Consider the following 17,135-nt stretch of genomic DNA (forward strand, 5'->3'; position numbering starts at 1 on the left):
CGCCCGTCTACTTAATTCGGGATGAACGCCTTGGCGACTTGGCTATGAGTTGGTCTTCCAGTGCTTTTCCAATCAAAACCATCTTGCTTTGTTCATTCATAAAAGCTCGAGCACTGGTTGACACGAGCGAATGATAGCATCCGTGTGGAGATAATGGGGTTACAGGCGATATCAACCAGCTCTGAAGCATCCTACCTCTTTGATTCCTAGCGGCATCAGTTTGCCGACTTCGGCCCTTCTAATGGATAACATATATTTGTAAAATTGATAATTTGGATGGCGTTCATCGAGAACATGGATACTTGAGTGAAGAGCCTTAAAATGCTCTAGGACCGATCGACATTCAGGATTCCCAAATCGGTTGATCACTGATTCATAGGGTACCGTGTGAAGCACGGAGGCCTTTGATGGGAGTGAAGCGATACGAGTTGAACGAGGCGCAATGGTCGAGAATTGCGCCTTTGTTGCCAGGCAAGACGGTCCATCGCCGGTTCAGTCGCTGGTGCCATGCCGGTGTATGGGAGCGGGTCTTTGATGCCCTCACTGCTGACCGGGACAATCAGTACTTAATGATCGACAGTATTATCGTGCGTGCCCATCAACAGGCGGCGAGCGGAAAAGGGGGGCCAAGGATCAGGCGCTGGGGCGTTCCAGAGGTGGACTGACGACTAAGATCCATATGCTGGCCGATGCACTCGGGCGTCCCTTGCGCTTTATCGTGACGGCCGGCCAGGTCGGCGACATCACGCAAGCTCCCGCTCTTCTTCATGATCAGACAGGTCAGGCCGTTCTGGGGGATAAAGCCTATGACAGCAATGCCTTGCGGGCAACGATCGCGAAGATGGAGGCCGAAGCGGTCATACCCTCAAACCGTTCCCGAAAAGTCATCATTCCGCATGATCCGAAAATCTACAAGCATCGCAATCGCATCTAAAGGTGCTTCAATCGCCTGAAACACTTCCGACGCTTTGCCACACGCTACGAACGTCGAGCTATTCACTTCACAGGATTCATCCATCTCGCTGCGATCATGATCTGGATACCATGAATGTCGATCGCCCTAGGCCGTAGTGACAATTTAACGTCTTGGGATTCCCAAGGGCAAGCAAATCAGATTCAACGCTGACTTTTGGAGGTCAGTGATGGATTGCGATGCCCTTCGGGATGATCAATGGGAACGGATCAGAGGCTTTGTACCGGGAGGGACCAGGAGCAAACGTGGTCCGCGCACGAACAATCGATTGTTTCTGGACGCGCTATTGTGGATGGCCCGTTCCGGCGGCCGCTGGCGCGACCTGCCCGAGCGACTGGGCGACTACCGCTCGGTGAAACGGCGTTACTACCGCTGGATCGAAATGGGTGTGCTCGATGAGATGCTGGCGATGCTTGCCCGAGAAGCAGACCTGGAACGGCTGATGATCGACAGCACCATCGTGCGGGCACACCAGCATGCGGCAAGGGCGCGTAAGGTCAAAGGGGGGCGGATGCCCAGGGCCTGGGCCGGTCTCGGGGCGGATTAAGCACCAAAATCCATGCGGCAACGGAGTCGCTCGGGCTTCCGGTTCGTCTGATCGCGTCTCCCGGACAGCGTAACGACATCGCCTTTGCTCACGATCTCGTCGATGGCATCCAGGCTGCGGCTACGATTGCCGACAAGGGCTATGATGCCGATCATCTGTGCGACAAGATCACTGAAACCGGTGCTGACGTCGTCATTCCGCCGAAACGCAACCGCAAGCTCCAGCGCCACTATGATGCCGATCTCTACAAGGAGCGAAACCGTATCGAACGCTTCTTCAACAAGCTCAAACAGTTCAGACGCGTCGCAACCCGATACGACAAGCTGCTCGCAAACTTCATGGGCTTCGTTAAACTCGCCGCTAACGCTATTTGGCTCAAATAGTTAAATCGTCACTACGGCCTAAATCCCATTCAGCCGCTTATCGCAAATGAGGGCACAAGCGGCGGCCGCATGAGCCACCGAATGATTCAGCAACCGAGCCGTTTCGGGTTCGATTGATCGCCTTGAACATGTTCGAACTAGTGGCCCCTTGGTGGACAATAGAAGCTGTCGAAAAGCCAAGTCCGTCGGGAGCAGCACAGCCCTTTGGAAAACCTTTTAGAAACAAACTCTGTTCATTCGATTGCCGATATAAACGCCGGGATCTGTTGCTCGAAGAACTTCGAGAATGAGGCGATGCGCGGCGGAAGCGCCTGGTACGGGGGGTAGTACAGGGTCAGCCACAAGTCCGGCGGCGACCAGTCCTGCAGGACGTGGGCCAGCCGTCCGGTCCGCAGATGCTCGGCCACATGAAACTTGGGCAGCATCGCGACCCCGGCGCCGTCGGCAGCCATGCTCGCCAGCACTTCCCCGCTATTGGCGCTGAATGCCCTGCCCGCGGAAATCGTGGCATTGCCGCTGCCGTCCGACAGCGTCCAGGTCTCCCGTTTGCTGTCACCGCTATAGGCCAGGCAATCGTCGGGAATGAGCTCGTTCGGATGCTTCATGTCGGAAAACCGGCTGCCCGGCGCTGCGACGAGGATACGGCGCACGACGCTGATCTTGCGCCAGATCGTGAACTTGTCCGAGGGTGCCGCGGAAATTCGGATAGCGAGGTCATAGTCGTCGTCAATAATGTTCACGAGCCCATCCGCGAGCGAGATCTCGAAGCTGATCTTCGGGTAGCGTTCCTTGAATGCCGAGAGGATGGGCGGCAGGACCTGCTGGCCGAACCAGGTCGGCGCGCTGATCCGTAGGCGGCCATGATCCGCCTTGTGGGTATTCATCACGTCCTTGCGCGCATTGTCCAACGCCTGCACCGCCGGCTGTATCTGGGCGGCGAAGATCGCGCCGTCGGTCGTCAGCGACACCTGGCGCGTGGTCCGCACGAAGAGTTGCACGCCCAGGTCTTCTTCCAGGGCCGCGATCGCCCGCGTGACGGCTGCGGGGGTCATGTCGAGCTCGCGTGCGACCTGCGCGAAGTTCCGTTTCTCGGCGGCCAGCAGAAAGGTTCGAAGAAGCTTGTAGTCGTTCATTGATTATTTCACCTGAGGCAATTCACTGACAATTATTATTGCAATTCCGACCGATGATCAACAGGCGTAGGTTTTCAATCACACCAGACAAACCAACGCAGCCGCGGAAGGGCGAGCATTATGATCAAGGATATCAAGGGACTGCATCACATCACGTCAATGGCGTCGGATGCCCGCCAGAACAACACGTTCTTCACGGACACGCTCGGCCTGCGCCGCGTCAAGAAGACCGTGAATTTCGACGACCCCAACGTCTACCACCTCTATTACGGTGATGAGGCCGGCACCCCCGGCTCCGTCATGACCTACTTCCCTTTTCCCGATGTGATGGGCGGCCGCCCAGGCGTTGGCGAAGTCAGCGAAACGCAGTTCGCAGTGCCTAAGGGCTCGCTCTCGTTCTGGCAGGATCGCCTGTCGGCAAAGGGAGCCGACAACCTGCATACCGACACCGCCTTCGGCGCTGCCCGTCTCCTGTTCAAAGGGCCGGACGGCGAAGGGTTTGCCCTTGTCGAAACGGAAAACGATGGCCGCAAGGCGTGGAATGGCGCCGGCATCGACGAAAGCGTCGGCATCCGCGGCTTCACCGGTGCCAAGTTCCGCCTGCATGACGCCGCTGCCACGTCCGAACTGCTCGGTTTCATGGGCTACCGGCGCGCCGAAACGGATGGTGACGTCACCCGCTTCATCATCCCCGGCGGCAATGGTGCGGACACGATCGACCTCGAGGTCCTTCCGAAGACGCCTTTCGCAAGGCAGGGCGCAGGTTCGGTGCATCACATCGCTTTCGCCGTCGAGAACCGCGCAAAGCAGCTCGAAGTCCGCAAGGCCCTGATGGATACGGGTTACCAGGTGACACCTGTCATCGACCGCGATTACTTCTGGGCCATCTACTTCCGGACACCCGGCGGCGTCCTGTTCGAAATCGCCACCAACGAACCCGGCTTCGACCGCGATGAAGATACGGCACACCTCGGCGAGGTTTTGAAGCTGCCGGCACGGTACGAGCCTTATCGTGACCAGATCGAGGCCGGGCTGACGCCTCTCGCCGCCTGACGTCGCTTTCCAACAATAAGGCGGCATAACTTTCAAGACGTGCCGCCTTCCCTGCCCCATTACCTACCTTCAACCCAGTCAAAGGAAGACACGAGATGTCCAGCAAGCTTCAGGTCCTCACCCCGCAGAACAGTCAGATCATCTTCATCGACCAGCAGCCGCAGATGGCCTTCGGCGTCCAATCGATCGACCGCCAGGTCTTGAAGAACAACGTCGTCGGTCTTGCCAAGGCAGCGAGGATCTTCAACATCCCGACCACCATCACCACCGTCGAGACCGACAGCTTCTCGGGCAACACTTTCCCGGAACTGCTCGCTGTCGTCCCGGACAATGATATCCTTGAGCGCACGTCGATGAATTCCTGGGACGACCAGAACGTCCGCGACGCGCTTGCCAAGCACGCTGCCGATGGCCGCAAGAAGATTGTCGTCGCTGGCCTCTGGACGGAGGTTTGCAACACGACCTTCGCGCTCTCCTGCATGAACGATACCGACTACGAAATCTACATGGTTGCGGATGCTTCCGGCGGCACGTCCGTCGACGCGCACAAATATGCGATGGATCGCATGGTGCAGGCCGGCGTCGTTCCGGTCACCTGGCAGCAGGTCCTTTTGGAATGGCAGCGCGACTGGGCCCGCAAGCAAACCTATGAGGCGGTCACGTCGCTGGTGAAGGAGCATTCCGGCGCCTACGGCATGGGCATCGACTATGCCGTCACCCACGTCCACGGCGGCGCCGAGCGGGTCAGCCATGGCAAGCGGATCGGCCCGAACCCTGCCAAGTAAACCGTCAATCACTCCGGCCGGCTGCGTCCTGCCGGAGTGATTTTCTTTCACCACGCGAGGTTCCCCCATGAAACTCTATCTTCTGTCACTCGGTGCCGGCCTGCTGGTGGGCGTGATCTACAGCCTGCTCAATGTCCGCTCGCCTGCTCCGCCTGTCGTCGCGCTCATCGGGCTGCTCGGCATCCTTGTCGGCGAGCAGCTCGTGCCACTGGCAAAGAGCATTTGGGCTCGCGAGCCTGCCGCCGTCTCCTGGCTTCATCAAGTCAAGCCGCACATGTTCGGTCACCTCCCGAAGGGTGGGAAAAACGTGGTGGCGGTGAACCCACCCCATGACGATTCAACATCGGGAAAAAGCTGATGACGACGCGCCGCACATTCCTGGGCGCAGCATCGAGCCTCGCCTTTTCAAACTTGTTTTCACCGGCCAATGCCGCCGATCCCATCAAGACCGGAGCCGCTTCCATGCACGCCGATATCGTTCTTCACAATGGATTGATCACGACGCTTGATCGCGCAAATCCGAACGCCACCGCGATCGCCGTCAAGGACGGCCTATTCATCGACGTGGGTACCGACCGCGACGTCATGGCGCTCGCCGGGCCCGATACGAAGATCGTCGATCTCAAGGGCAAGCGTGTACTGCCTGGTCTGATCGACAACCACTCCCACGTTGTGCGGGGCGGTCTCAACTTCAACATGGAGCTCCGCTGGGATGGCGTCCGCTCGCTCGCCGATGCGATGGATATGCTCAAGCGGCAGGTCGCCATCACGCCTGCCCCACAATGGGTGCGTGTTGTCGGCGGCTTCACCGAACACCAGTTCGCCGAAAAACGCCTGCCGACGATAGACGAGATCAATGCCATTGCACCCGATACGCCTGTCTTTCTGCTGCATCTCTATGACCGCGCACTGCTCAACGGTGCTGCCCTTCGTGCCGTCGGCTATACCAAGGACACGCCGAACCCTCCGGGCGGAGAGATCACCCGCGACGCCAACGGCAATCCGACGGGCCTTTTGCTCGCCAAGCCGAATGCCGGCATTCTCTATTCGACTTTGTCGAAAGGCCCCAAGCTTCCGTTCGAATATCAAGTCAATTCCACCCGCCACTTCATGAGGGAACTGAACCGGTTGGGAATCACCGGCGTCATCGATGCCGGCGGCGGATTTCAGAATTACCCGGACGACTATGCGGTGATCCAGAAGCTCTCGGACGAGGACCAGCTTACGGTACGTCTGGCCTACAATCTCTTTACGCAGAAGCCGAAGGAAGAGAAGCAGGATTTCCTCAACTGGACGCAGTCGGTCAAATACAAGCAGGGCAACGACTATTTCCGCCACAACGGTGCGGGAGAGATGTTGGTGTTTTCCGCCGCGGACTTCGAAGATTTTCGCCAGCCCCGGCCGGACATGCCGCCGGAAATGGAAGGCGAACTGGAGGACGTCGTTCGGGTGCTGGCCGAAAACCGCTGGCCCTGGCGGCTTCACGCGACCTATGACGAAACGATCAGCCGCTCGCTCGATGTGTTCGAGAAGGTCAACAAGGACATCCCGCTCGAGGGCCTGAACTGGTTCTTCGACCATGCCGAGACGATTTCCGATCGCTCTATCGACCGCATTGCAGCGCTCGGTGGCGGCATCGCCACGCAGCACCGCATGGCCTATCAGGGCGAATATTTCGTCGAGCGATACGGCCACGGCGTTGCAGAAGCGACACCGCCGATCAGGCGCATGCTTGATAAGGGCATCAACGTGTCCGCCGGCACCGATGCGACGCGCGTCGCCTCCTATAACCCCTGGGTCTCGCTTTCATGGATGGTGACCGGCAAGACCGTTGGCGGCATGCAGCTCTATCCACGTGCCAACTGCCTCGACCGCGAGACGGCGCTGCGCATGTGGACCGAGAAGGTCACCTGGTTTTCCAACGAAGAAGGCAAGAAGGGCCGGATCGAAAAGGGCCAGTTCGCCGATCTCGTCGTGCCGGACAGGGACTTCTTCACCTGCGCCGAAGACGAGATCTCCTTCCTGAGCTCCGATCTGACCATGGTTGGCGGCAAGATCGTCTATGGCGCCGGCGACTTCAAGTCACTCGATGAGAACGTCGTGCCGCCCGCCATGCCGGACTGGTCTCCCGTGCGCACGTTCGGCGGCTACGCGGCATGGGGCGAACCGCAGGGTGCCGGCATGAACTCCTTGCGCCGTACCGCGATCTCGACCTGCGATTGCGCCAGTTCCTGCAACGTCCATGGTCACGACCATGCCGGCGCCTGGACATCGAAGCTGCCGATTGCCGATCTCAAGGGCTTCTTCGGCGCGCTTGGTTGTGCCTGCTGGGCCGTGTGACACCACGCAGTCTCGCGCCCGCTCGAGTGGGCAGCGCTCTTCGTTGCCCACTTCGTTCTATCAGATCATTTATTGCGATAATCGCAATTAAATCGAAATAATTGATGCAATTGTTGGCAGCAATCTTTCCGGCCAATATCGCTCCACCAGCGGCAAACAAAAGCCGCTTGTTTCGATCGACGACACGACAGGAGCAGACATGATTGACCAATTTTCGTCCACCCACTGCAGGGGCTCGCTTCTTGCGCGGATCATCGCTGCACCGGCAACGTGGTTCATTGCCCTTCTGGCTCTCTGCGCGGCTTATATCCAGGGGCCAATTACCAAGATCTTTGATTTCAACAGCGCAGTCGCTGAAATGAACCATTTCGGCCTGCATCCGGCGGCATTCTTCGCAGTCGCCGTTATCGCCTTCGAATTGGCGGCCTCGGCCATGGTGGTGTCGGGGCTCCTTCGCTGGGCAGGTGCGCTGGCGCTCGCCGCGTTCACGCTCCTTGCCACCCTTATCGCCCTTCGTTTCTGGGAGCTGCCCGCAGGCATGGACCGCATGATGGCAACCAACGCCTTCTTCGAACATCTCGGGCTTACTGGCGCTTTCATCATTGTCGCGGCAATTGATTTGACCAGGGGAGCAGGCAAATGAGCACTACCAAATCCTCCGGGGGCAGCTTTGCTCCCCTTGCCCAGCCAGTCTTCGCAGTTCTTTGGACTGCAACCGTCCTCGGCAATACCGGCAGCTTTATGCGCGATGTCGCCAGTTCCTGGCTCATGACTGATCTATCGGCCTCGCCGGCCGCCGTCGCTCTGGTGCAGGCGGCCGGGACCCTGCCGATCTTCCTCCTGGCAATACCTGCAGGCGTGCTCACCGATATTCTCGATCGTCGCAGGTTCCTGATCGCCGTGCAGATCTTGCTCGCGTCAGTCAGCGTAAGCCTCATGATCCTGGCAAATACCGGGATGCTTTCGGTCAGTGCGCTAATCGGCCTGACCTTCCTTGGCGGCATCGGCGCCGCGTTGATGGGGCCGACCTGGCAGGCGATCGTGCCGGAACTGGTGAAGAGAGAAGACGTCAAGAGTGCCGTCGCGCTCAACTCGCTCGGCATCAATATCGCCCGGTCGATCGGGCCGGCCGCCGGGGGGCTTCTCCTTGCTGCCTTCGGCGCGGGCGTCACCTATGGCGCGGATGTTGCGAGCTATCTCGTCGTCATCGCGGCGCTCGTCTGGTGGCCGCGGCCAAAGAACGCAAATGATGCGCTGGCTGAAGGCTTCTTCGGCGCGTTCCGTGCAGGCTTGCGCTACACCCGCGCCAGCAAGCCCTTGCATGTCGTACTTTTGCGCGCGGCGATCTTCTTTGCCTTCGCCAGTGCCATCTGGGCACTCCTGCCGCTCGTCGCCCGAGAATTGCTCGGCGGTGACGCAGGATTCTACGGTATCCTGCTTGGCGCCGTTGGCGCCGGCGCGATCGGCGGCGCATTGCTCATGCCTAAACTGCGCGAACGCTTGAATGCCGATGGCCTGCTTCTAGGGGCCGCTGTTATCACAGCACTCGTCATGGGCGCTTTGTCGCTCGCGCCGCCAAAATGGGTTGCCATTCTCGTCCTGCTCTTTCTCGGAGGCGCTTGGATCACCGCCCTGACGACGCTGAATGGCGCAGCGCAGGCCGTGCTTCCGAACTGGGTCCGCGGTCGCGGCCTGGCGGTCTATCTCACCGTCTTCAATGGCGCGATGACGGCGGGTAGCCTTGGCTGGGGTGCCGTTGGTGAAGCTGCCGGGGTGCCGGGAGCGCTGATGATCGGCGCGGTTGGACTGCTCGTTGCGGGCTTCATCATGCATCGCTTAAAGCTGCCGGCCGGCGACGCGGACATGGTGCCGTCCAATCACTGGCCAGAACCATTGGTCGCCGAGCCTATCGCCCACGACCGCGGACCTGTTCTGATCCTCATCGAATACCATGTCGAAAAACATCATCGCACAGCCTTCCTGCATGCGCTGGATGAGATGTCCCACGAGCGGCGCCGGGACGGCGCCTACGGATGGGGGGTGACGGAAGACTCCGCTGATCCGCAAAAGATCGTCGAATGGTTCATGGTCGAATCCTGGGCCGAGCATCTTCGCCAGCACAAGCGGGTTTCAAATGCCGATGCTGACCTACAGGGCCAGGTCCTCGCCTATCACTCAGGAACGGACAAGCCGGTCGTCCGGCATTTCCTCACCATCAACCGGCCGGGGGCCGCCTAGCAACGCTGAGAGCGGCATCCCCCACTACCCTCAAATCACAGCCATCTATGGATCACGGTACGCGACAATGACCGAGAATTTCCCTTCCATCACCCGCCGCAGCGCATTGCTTTCCGGGGCTGCCGCCGTGGCCGCCATGGCACTCCCCACATCTTTCGGGTTTGCTGCCAACGTTTCTTCCACCCCCACCTCAATCAAAGGAGACAATAGAATGGGCTACACCACCACCAAGGACGGCGTCGAAATCTTCTACAAGGATTGGGGTCCGAAGGATGCCCAGCCGATCGTCTTTCACCATGGCTGGCCGCTCTCGTCGGACGATTGGGACGCACAGATGCTGTACTTTCTGTCGAAGGGTTACCGCGTCGTTGCCCATGACCGCCGTGGCCACGGCCGCTCTGCTCAAGTCTCTGACGGTCACGACATGGACCACTATGCCGCCGATGCCTTCGCCGTGGTCGAAGCGCTTGATCTGAAGAGTGCCGTTCATATCGGCCATTCGACCGGCGGCGGGGAAGTTGCTCGCTATGTGGCAAAGTACGGTCAGCCTTCCGGGCGCGTCGCCAAGGCCGCTCTGGTGTCAGCCGTTCCGCCGCTGATGCTCAAGACCGAGACAAATCCGGGCGGCTTGCCGATCGAAGTCTTCGATGGCATCCGCAAGGGGGTGGCCGAGAACCGCGCGCAGCTCTTCATCGATTTCCCTACCGGTCCATTCTACGGCTTCAACCGTCCCGACGCTAAGGTCTATCCGGGCGTTATTCAGAATTGGTGGCGGCAGGGCATGATGGGTAGCGCCAAAGCCCAATACGATGGGATCAAGGCCTTTTCCGAGACCGACCAGACGCAAGACCTGAAGGCAATCACTGTTCCGACGCTCGTCATGCACGGCGACGACGATCAGGTCGTGCCGATCGACAACGCTGGCAAGCTTTCCGTCAAGCTGGTGCAGAACGGCACCCTGAAGGTCTATCAGGGTTATCCGCACGGCATGCTGACAACGCATGCTGAGGTCCTGAACGCCGACCTCCTGGCATTTATCCAAGCTTAATTGGACCGTCCGGGTGTGGCTGTCTTCGCTGCACCCGGATCCGGCCGAACAAACCCGACCAAGCTGGCTGTCACCAGGACAGTCCTGAGCGAAGCTGAGCTCAAAGCCCAGCAGTGCTGCTCGATGGTTTTCTGTTAGTGTCGGTTGCTCGAGCGCCAAGCCGCAGGATGCACCCCCACGACCCTCGTGAAGGTTGCGACGAGTTCATTTTCGTCCGGAAACCCGCACTCTTCAGCGATCCGGGCAATGGTTTCACCGGTTCTGCTCAGTTGCGACTGGGCTCTGCTTATTCGATATGACGCAATCCACTCCGAAACAGACTGCCCGGTCGTGTTCAAGAATCCGGAACAAAGCTCATCGACTGAAAATCCGCAGGCTTCGGCGATCTTGTCGACCGGTGTGCCGCCCGATAGGTTCGCAACTATGTACGCCTTGATGCGCTTTTCCTGCAGTGGAGACAGCCGACCGGTGCCCGAAAGGTGCTGGATGGGGGACCGCCCGTAACGATGCGCAAGATGGGCGCTCAATGCTAATCCGATATGAGGAAGCAGTGTGTCCCTGACCTCGTCCGGCATGCCGAACATCGGTATCAGCGCGCCGCCGATGTTGCGAACCACCTGATCGTCAATCCCTCGGCAGGATGTGAGGTCATCAATACGTGGTTCGCCCGCTTCCTCCGCAAGCTCGACAAAAAGCGCGCTTGGGATATGAAATGCGAGTGCTTCGAAGCGGCCACGAACAGAAATTGCGGCGCCATTCCTCAGACTGATGAGACACATAGAGCCTCTGGAATAGGTTTTTAGAGGTGTCCGCGCTCCGTCCGGCAGGACGTCGCAATGATCAACATCGACGAGATAGAGCATGACCAGAAAGGCGTCATCAGCCGGCAGGACGATTGTGTGTTCGCTATTGTCATAGGAGTGCTCGAGATGGACGACAGCGAGCTTTGCCTTGTAAAGAGGCCTTATAACCAGTGCCCTTGCGGCATTGGTCCCAAAACATGCCGCAATTCTCTCACTGACCGTCAACGCTTCACTCACATGTGTCTCGATCATCCTGGCTGGGGACTGTATAGCCGTACCGACGAGATGCCGCACTATGGGTTCCTACACGGCTTTCAAACGTCAATCTTGAACAAAAGGATCCTCGCGGGGCCGATTTAGCAAATTGTCGTAAGGCAAGCGTAGCGTGGGAAGGCGACCAAAGCCGGCAGGGCCCGTGTTCGAGTGTCTAAAAAAGAAAGAAATGCCTCGTGGTCCAAGTTTTCCCCCTCCGCCAGCAATCTTCCACTGGGAACTCGACCGACGGGTTCGGGTGCTCGTTGAAGCAGTTGTCGATCAACCAAAGCCTATTTGGTTCAGACATCGATATCTTTCGGAAGGCGACAGTCAACACTGAACTGGATCAGGTCATGACACCGGCAAGCGATCGAGGGTTCGTCGTGGGGGTTTCCTCGCTCGGTGGCCACACGCGCCGCATCTTCCACGAACATCGTGCGACAACCCACGACTTTACCGAGAACTCGATCTATATTCGCGATCTCTCGGACGCCTACAAGGCGGATCTCCGCGGTCCTTTCGATTTCGTGTTGTTTGAAATTTCGCCAGCGTCCCTCGGCAAAATTGCCGATGATGCTGAAATGCCTGGCATAACGTCGCTGTCAGTTGAAACCGCATCAAAAGATATCGTGCTTGCCAATCTCGCTCGGGCGCTGATCCCGGCGCTCGAAAAGCCAGACGAAGCCAACGCGCTTTTCGTCGAACAAATGACGACGGCCATCGGCACCTACCTGGTCCAGCGCTACGGCGGCCGGCCAATGGTAGGCTCCGATAGGTCGGGTAGCCTTTCGAGGGCGCATGAGGATCTGGCAAAAAGTCTGCTTCTCGAAAACCTTGATGGGAATGTGTCGATTTCCGAGGTCGCCCAGGTCTGCAACCTGTCACGTGGCTATTTCATTCGCGCTTTTCGTGAGACGACCGGTATGACGCCCTACCAATGGGTCCTTCGTGAGCGAATAGACCGTGCTCGCGACCTCTTGCGGACCTCAAATACTCCGCTCGCCGAAGTGGCTATCGCCTGCGGTTTCGCGGACCAAAGCCATTTCACGCGCGTCTTTGCAGGTATCGTCGGCACCACGCCTGGCAATTGGCGACGTAACGCCTGATCCAGACGAGCCCTCTTGGAAGATTCGCCGAACCGAAGGTCTTGAGCCGATTCCTGAGACACACCAAATCCCACAGCTCCATCCGAGGCGCGCTAATTGGCGAACTGTTCGATGAGAAGCACACCAATGCCGTTTTGGGCCGCAATCTTCAGCGCTTCCGCCAGCCGTTTGACCACAGTCGGCGCCAGTCCAAGCGAAAGCTCGTCGACCACCATGAAGACCGGCTTGGCGATGAATGCCTGTGCCATCGCGACCATCTGCTTCTGCCCCCTGAGAGATCGGAAGCCGGCTGGCGTCTGCGCGGGGCAAGTTCCGGAAATATCTCATGGGCCCTTTCGAGCCCCTCGCGGCGACCGGATGGTGACCCGTCGAGGGTGGCAACGAGGATGTTGTCTTCCACCGAGAGCTGGCCCAGCACCCGATGCCCCTCCAGGGGGTGTCGACGCGCAAGGTCAAGGCGATCACCGAGGAACTGTGTGGGCATGCGTACTCGGCCTCATCGATCTCGGCGATCAACAAGCGGCTCGATGAAAGCCTGAAGGCCTTTGCCTGCCGCCCGCTTCAAGAGCCCTTTCCCTACCTTCTCCTCGATGCCCGTTATGAGAAGGTCAGAGAGGCCGGCGTCGTCAGGAGCCAGGCGGAGTTGATCGCCGTCGGCGTCGATTGGGACGCGGCCGGCGGAAAATCCTATCCGTCGAGAGCCGCTCGGCCTGGTAGGACTTCCTGTTGGGATTGAACCGGCGACCCGTCATTAGGCGCTATCAACTCTCTGCCGCCGTCTGGACCAGCCGATTAGCCATGTGCGGATTTCAGCTCCCAGCACCATGAGATCAGTGGTTCGAGATACTCCGGCCCGTCTCGCGCTCAGCAAGATTTCGAGCCGCAAGTCCCCCCGATGCAGCAGCATCGGCAAGAAAACCTGAGCTAAACCTTGGATCTGCGGTAATTTCTCGACCGGCCCAATCGGGCAGAACAAGCGGGTAGTCCTCGTCGGGTAGTTCGACATCTGCTGTGACCAAGCCAGAAAGTAAACCCAGATATTCGTCCACCTGCCATATGAGACCGCAGACGTCGACTTCGTTCCGAATCTTTTCCAGCGCTGGGCCGCTGCTGAATTCTTTCACTATCGCTCGCGCGTCCTCGTCCGCCAAAGGAATATGATACTCGCTGCGCTTCAGGCCGCGTCTGGCCCCTTTGATCGTCAGCATCGGCTGTTCACCGCAGAAGCGAATCCTCGCCTTGCCGTTGTCGAAACGCGCGATCAGATGATCGGCGATTTCGAAACGAGAGCCGACATTAGCCCGCCAGCCTTCATCGACGACCAGAAATTTTCGCTCGATCTCGATGCCATTTACGCTGAACCCTTTCTCACTTCTGGCAGAACATTCGAAAGGTTTCGAGGTTCCAAAACAACAGGGACGACAAGCAGGGAACCAAGAGCGCGCGCGCATGTTAAGCCCCACGAAAGGAGGACTGAGTTATGGCGAAGAAAAACAGGATTCCCAGGAAGGTCGCAGGTTACAAAATTCCGAAAGCAATCCGGAAGTCGCCGATGCTGAAAGCATTGCTGTCCAGCGATATCGGTCGCGGTGTATTGGCGAATGCCCTGACGGCGGCGGCTGGTGCGGGAGCAGCCGTACTGCTCGGCGAACGCGGCGAGATCGCCAGCGCGGCGGGCAAAGGAGCGAGCAAAGGCAAGCGAGCAGTCGGTATTGCCGGTTCTGCGATAAGCGAAGCGACGGATGCTGCAATGGATGTCATCAGGGACAAGGCTCGCGACCACCTGCCAAAGAAAGCACGGGAGGACGACAATAGCCGCCCTCGCCGGGGCGCGACGCACTGACGCTCGCGCCCATTCTCGATTCGGTTTCGGATGCAAGCTTCCTCGAAAGCTACGCGACGCGTAAATTTGCGCGTAGCGGTTTCGAGAAGGTCGCGGTCGCCGCCTTGGCCCGCATGGTGGTGTTCTTAATCAAAAAGCATCCAATCATAGCCGCAGAACTTCTGCTCGCCGGCACCGGTCGAGCGGGTCAGGTCGGGTGGAGAGAGCTGAGTTCTCAGCTACAGGCGCATTCCAGAGCCGAAAGCAGACAAGCTCGGCGTTCGGTTCCACTGATCACCCGAGGGAGGTGAAGGCGGGCCGGCCCAGCGTCAATGGTCTTCGGAAGCCGCTCTCCCAGCCCACTCACCTCCCCGATCGCCCGAACAATCATGCGATGTCGATGATGTCGTCGAGCTAGGCTGCCGGATCCTCATTGTCCAGGCAGACCAAGCCCCATCTGGAAATTGATCCGCTTGCTTGATGTCTTCGGGCAGCGCTCAACGACGAATTCACAAAGTGAATTATCGGACAGGCCTTCGGTCGAACCGTCTATGGAGAGCGCCACAAATTCACCTGCGTTTCTCGAGGTAAGGATAGTCATCAAACCGTCACAAACAGGGGCAATCTCTAGCGTTGTTTTGAACGTTCGGCGCATGAGTTCGTGGTTTCTGCGGGGGAGATGTCGTATGACAATGCAAACCGTGATGAAAGCCGAAATTCCCGCGAGTGTGATCAGGATTGATCGCGCCGAGTTTCCGACGCGGCCCGCGCTGATCGAGCAAGCCGGAGCAATCTGTCTCCGCAAAGTAGACGGTCAGGACAGGGTCGAGGTTCTGCTGGTCGGCAGCCTTCGCAACGGCCGATGGGGTATTCCTAAAGGACATGTCGAGCCGGGAGAAACGTCTGGTGACGCCGCTCAGAGGGAGGCATTCGAAGAAGCCGGCATCAAAGGCACGGCGATGGAGGGCGTTCTGGGGTCGTATACCTACGCCAAGGATGGAAGCCCCGTTCGCGACCGTGTTGCCGTTCATCTTATCCGTCTCACGCATATCGAGAGGGACTTTCCAGAGAAGGACATGCGTAAGATGAGATGGCTGCCAATCGACGTCGCTAGCCAAGAGGTTGCCCGGAGAGCGCTTGGTCAGATCATGCGTGAGAAGATTTAACGTCGTCGTGCGACCCATTCAAATATACTTGGGAGCGATGTAAGCCGACAGGCACGATGACCGTATCCTCTATAACTTCATCGATCTTTCGCATGGCTGTGCTCCTATGCGCCGTCCGCGAAGCCGGCTCGCGTGTTTCTCGACCACAGCGTTCATCGCTCGTAACGCGAATATCGCATTTCTGGCCGATCCGACGGGTATGCCGGCTGGAGGCACTTTACGAATTCGTCGTCGAGCGCTGCCCGAAAACATCGAGCAAGAAGATTGTGCGTGCCGCACTGTTCGCGCTGACCGACCCGGATGTCACTGATCGGCATGTGCTGAACACGATTTACGCGCTGGCCATCAAACATCGGATGAGTGAAATCGCCAACGGCGATACCGGAGACGACCAGGACGAGGAAGTCGAAGTCGCCCCGTCGCGGGAACCCACGAAGAGACGACCTGCCCAATCGACGCCTTATCGGACAGGCCGTCGGTCGCACCGTCCACGAGAGCTTTATAAATTTTCTTGCGTTTTTCGGCCATGACGTGTCTCCTTCGCCCGCGAGGCAAGGATAGTCATGAAACCGTCACAAACAAGGGCGATCTCAAGCGCCTGTTATGAACGTTTGGCACAGCCGGCCGGAGGGGATGACCGAAGGAGAAATCGACCCGGTCAATCTCGAAACCCAGATCGTCGCTTTCACCACAGCTCTCCCTGCCTCGTCCGGCCTGCCCGACAGCGTACGCTCCAATGATCTTGTCTGGCTGCTGCATCTCGTCGGTGACGCTCACCAGCCGCTTCACGCCAGCGCGCGGTTTTCCAAGGCGTTGAAGAAGGGCGATCAGGGTGGCAACCTCATCGACGTCACGCCCCCGAATGGTCAGGCCGTCAAGCTTCTGCCTGTTGGGATGGGATTTTCGGCGGTTACTCGACGCCCTCCGGTGCAATCCGAGACAGTCTGCTAGACAGGAACATCAAGCTGCCCGAGCCGGATCGAGTGCGCGCGGCCATCAGCGATCCGGCCGAATGGCTGAAGGAGAGCCGGAAGAAGGCGATCGAGTTCGTCTACGTCGGGCCCATCGGTTATGAAAAGAGTCCTCATGGGTTCGACCGGTCCTATGAAACCCGAGCTCGAAATCCGGCGCGCGAACAGGCGGCCGTTGCTGCAGCCCGCTCGCAAACCTGATTTCCGAGGCGTTGAAGTAAGTCGACGTGCGTAGTGCTTTGTTTTTCCGGCGCGGTTTGTCAGTGAAGAGTTGACACTCATCTGGCATCGCCGAATGCCGAACGGGAGCGTGCCGCCAGGTCTGTTTTCAGATCGAAGGCGTGAGCGGGAGGCATTGAGGTTCGCAACAATGGATCTAAGTCCCCTCGTCATTGCGAGCGCACCGTCGTTTATCTGATGCTCGGCTCCGCACTGCGGCCGGCGAAGAGGATAGCGACGTCAGCTTCCGCAGCTAACCGGGCCGTTCCGGCCAAAGGTCGACCTCCGCGATC

19 protein-coding genes and 3 pseudogenes are annotated in these 17,135 nt (G+C 58.8%); 16 read left to right on the forward strand and 6 right to left on the reverse strand.

Annotation, left to right across the window (positions count from 1 at the left end; all coding sequences use genetic code 11):
* Positions 1-413 precede the first annotated feature (413 nt).
* Positions 414-1,048 (forward strand): annotated as a pseudogene (locus FY112_RS29645) (IS5 family transposase).
* 94 nt (positions 1,049-1,142) lie between these two features.
* Positions 1,143-1,903 (forward strand): IS5 family transposase gene (locus tag FY112_RS29650; protein ID WP_151519935.1). Its coding sequence is split into 2 segments (ribosomal slippage): positions 1,143-1,482 and positions 1,482-1,903, totalling 762 coding nucleotides; the frame shifts between segments, so codons are not numbered across the junction.
* A gap of 233 nt (positions 1,904-2,136) precedes the next feature.
* Here FY112_RS29650 and FY112_RS29655 read toward each other — a convergent pair.
* Entirely contained in the window at positions 2,137-3,036 is a 900-nt protein-coding gene (locus tag FY112_RS29655) for a LysR family transcriptional regulator (RefSeq protein ID WP_151519936.1), read from the reverse strand.
* A 120-nt stretch (positions 3,037-3,156) separates the two neighbouring features.
* On the opposite strand from FY112_RS29655, the gene FY112_RS29660 reads away from it, so the two are divergent.
* From FY112_RS29660 to FY112_RS29685, 6 genes are all read left to right on the forward strand, one after another.
* Complete coding sequence (locus tag FY112_RS29660; RefSeq protein WP_151519937.1) at positions 3,157-4,089, forward strand: ring-cleaving dioxygenase; 933 nt, start codon at positions 3,157-3,159, stop codon at positions 4,087-4,089.
* A gap of 95 nt (positions 4,090-4,184) precedes the next feature.
* Positions 4,185-4,874 carry a hydrolase gene (locus tag FY112_RS29665; protein ID WP_151519938.1) on the forward strand — a complete coding sequence of 230 codons (690 nt, stop codon included), beginning with the start codon at positions 4,185-4,187 and terminating at the stop codon, positions 4,872-4,874.
* Between the two features lie 67 nt (positions 4,875-4,941).
* Positions 4,942-5,232 carry a XapX domain-containing protein gene (locus tag FY112_RS29670; RefSeq protein ID WP_151519939.1) on the forward strand — a complete coding sequence of 97 codons (291 nt, stop codon included), beginning with the start codon at positions 4,942-4,944 and terminating at the stop codon, positions 5,230-5,232.
* Positions 5,232-7,214, forward strand: coding sequence for an amidohydrolase (locus FY112_RS29675; RefSeq protein WP_151519940.1), 1,983 nt, complete (start codon positions 5,232-5,234; stop codon positions 7,212-7,214). Before FY112_RS29670 ends, FY112_RS29675 begins: the two co-directional genes overlap by 1 nt.
* Positions 7,215-7,413: 199 nt before the next feature.
* On the forward strand, positions 7,414-7,857 hold the full coding sequence (locus FY112_RS29680) for a DoxX family protein (RefSeq protein ID WP_151519941.1): 444 nt from the start codon (positions 7,414-7,416) through the stop codon (positions 7,855-7,857).
* Positions 7,854-9,452 carry an MFS transporter gene (locus FY112_RS29685; protein ID WP_151519942.1) on the forward strand — a complete coding sequence of 533 codons (1,599 nt, stop codon included), beginning with the start codon at positions 7,854-7,856 and terminating at the stop codon, positions 9,450-9,452. Before FY112_RS29680 ends, FY112_RS29685 begins: the two co-directional genes overlap by 4 nt.
* A 45-nt stretch (positions 9,453-9,497) precedes the next feature.
* Here the strand turns inward: FY112_RS29685 and FY112_RS38170 are convergent, their stop codons facing one another.
* Complete coding sequence (locus FY112_RS38170) at positions 9,498-9,635, reverse strand: hypothetical protein (RefSeq protein ID WP_246700774.1); 138 nt, start codon at positions 9,633-9,635, stop codon at positions 9,498-9,500.
* 28 nt (positions 9,636-9,663) lie between these two features.
* On the opposite strand from FY112_RS38170, the gene FY112_RS29690 reads away from it, so the two are divergent.
* A complete protein-coding gene (locus FY112_RS29690; RefSeq protein ID WP_246700775.1) occupies positions 9,664-10,500 on the forward strand; it encodes an alpha/beta hydrolase in 837 nt (278 codons plus the stop codon).
* A 134-nt stretch (positions 10,501-10,634) separates the two neighbouring features.
* On the opposite strand, the gene FY112_RS29695 is transcribed toward FY112_RS29690, so the two are convergent.
* On the reverse strand, positions 10,635-11,528 hold the full coding sequence (locus tag FY112_RS29695; protein WP_151519955.1) for an AraC family transcriptional regulator: 894 nt from the start codon (positions 11,526-11,528) through the stop codon (positions 10,635-10,637).
* A 302-nt stretch (positions 11,529-11,830) separates the two neighbouring features.
* Between FY112_RS29695 and FY112_RS29700 the strand changes: the two genes are divergently transcribed.
* Positions 11,831-12,664, forward strand: a complete 834-nt coding sequence (locus FY112_RS29700) for a helix-turn-helix domain-containing protein (RefSeq protein WP_151519956.1) — start codon at positions 11,831-11,833, stop codon at positions 12,662-12,664.
* A gap of 92 nt (positions 12,665-12,756) precedes the next feature.
* On the opposite strand, the gene FY112_RS38175 is transcribed toward FY112_RS29700, so the two are convergent.
* On the reverse strand, positions 12,757-12,912 hold the full coding sequence (locus FY112_RS38175) for a hypothetical protein (protein ID WP_246700777.1): 156 nt from the start codon (positions 12,910-12,912) through the stop codon (positions 12,757-12,759).
* 179 nt (positions 12,913-13,091) lie between these two features.
* On the opposite strand from FY112_RS38175, the pseudogene FY112_RS29710 reads away from it, so the two are divergent.
* Positions 13,092-13,378, forward strand: a pseudogene (locus FY112_RS29710) (transposase); the annotation flags it as partial.
* A gap of 116 nt (positions 13,379-13,494) precedes the next feature.
* On the opposite strand, the gene FY112_RS29715 reads toward FY112_RS29710, so the two are convergent.
* Positions 13,495-14,115, reverse strand: coding sequence for a CYTH domain-containing protein (locus FY112_RS29715; protein WP_151519944.1), 621 nt, complete (start codon positions 14,113-14,115; stop codon positions 13,495-13,497).
* Positions 14,116-14,144: 29 nt separating this feature from the next.
* Here FY112_RS29715 and FY112_RS29720 point away from each other — a divergent pair, with 29 nt between their 5' ends.
* The gene (locus FY112_RS29720) at positions 14,145-14,507 is read left to right on the forward strand and encodes a hypothetical protein (protein ID WP_151519945.1); all 363 of its coding nucleotides are present in this window, start codon (positions 14,145-14,147) and stop codon (positions 14,505-14,507) included.
* A 409-nt stretch (positions 14,508-14,916) separates the two neighbouring features.
* Here the strand turns inward: FY112_RS29720 and FY112_RS36990 are convergent, their stop codons facing one another.
* On the reverse strand, positions 14,917-15,087 hold the full coding sequence (locus FY112_RS36990) for a hypothetical protein (RefSeq protein WP_181018298.1): 171 nt from the start codon (positions 15,085-15,087) through the stop codon (positions 14,917-14,919).
* An 85-nt stretch (positions 15,088-15,172) separates the two neighbouring features.
* Here FY112_RS36990 and FY112_RS29725 point away from each other — a divergent pair, with 85 nt between their 5' ends.
* From FY112_RS29725 to FY112_RS29740, 4 genes and pseudogenes are all read left to right on the forward strand, one after another.
* The gene (locus tag FY112_RS29725) at positions 15,173-15,652 is read left to right on the forward strand and encodes an NUDIX hydrolase (protein ID WP_246700778.1); all 480 of its coding nucleotides are present in this window, start codon (positions 15,173-15,175) and stop codon (positions 15,650-15,652) included.
* A gap of 177 nt (positions 15,653-15,829) precedes the next feature.
* Positions 15,830-16,182 (forward strand): annotated as a pseudogene (locus FY112_RS38180) (hypothetical protein).
* Between the two features lie 103 nt (positions 16,183-16,285).
* On the forward strand, positions 16,286-16,603 hold the full coding sequence (locus FY112_RS29735) for a S1/P1 nuclease (protein WP_181018299.1): 318 nt from the start codon (positions 16,286-16,288) through the stop codon (positions 16,601-16,603).
* Positions 16,604-16,635: 32 nt separating this feature from the next.
* Positions 16,636-16,824 carry a hypothetical protein gene (locus tag FY112_RS29740; RefSeq protein WP_151519947.1) on the forward strand — a complete coding sequence of 63 codons (189 nt, stop codon included), beginning with the start codon at positions 16,636-16,638 and terminating at the stop codon, positions 16,822-16,824.
* The last annotated feature ends 311 nt before the right edge of the window (positions 16,825-17,135 follow it).

Origin of the sequence: Rhizobium sp. PEPV16, assembly GCF_008919455.1 — a bacterium.
Taxonomy (GTDB): Bacteria; Pseudomonadota; Alphaproteobacteria; order Rhizobiales; family Rhizobiaceae; genus Rhizobium; species Rhizobium leguminosarum_Q.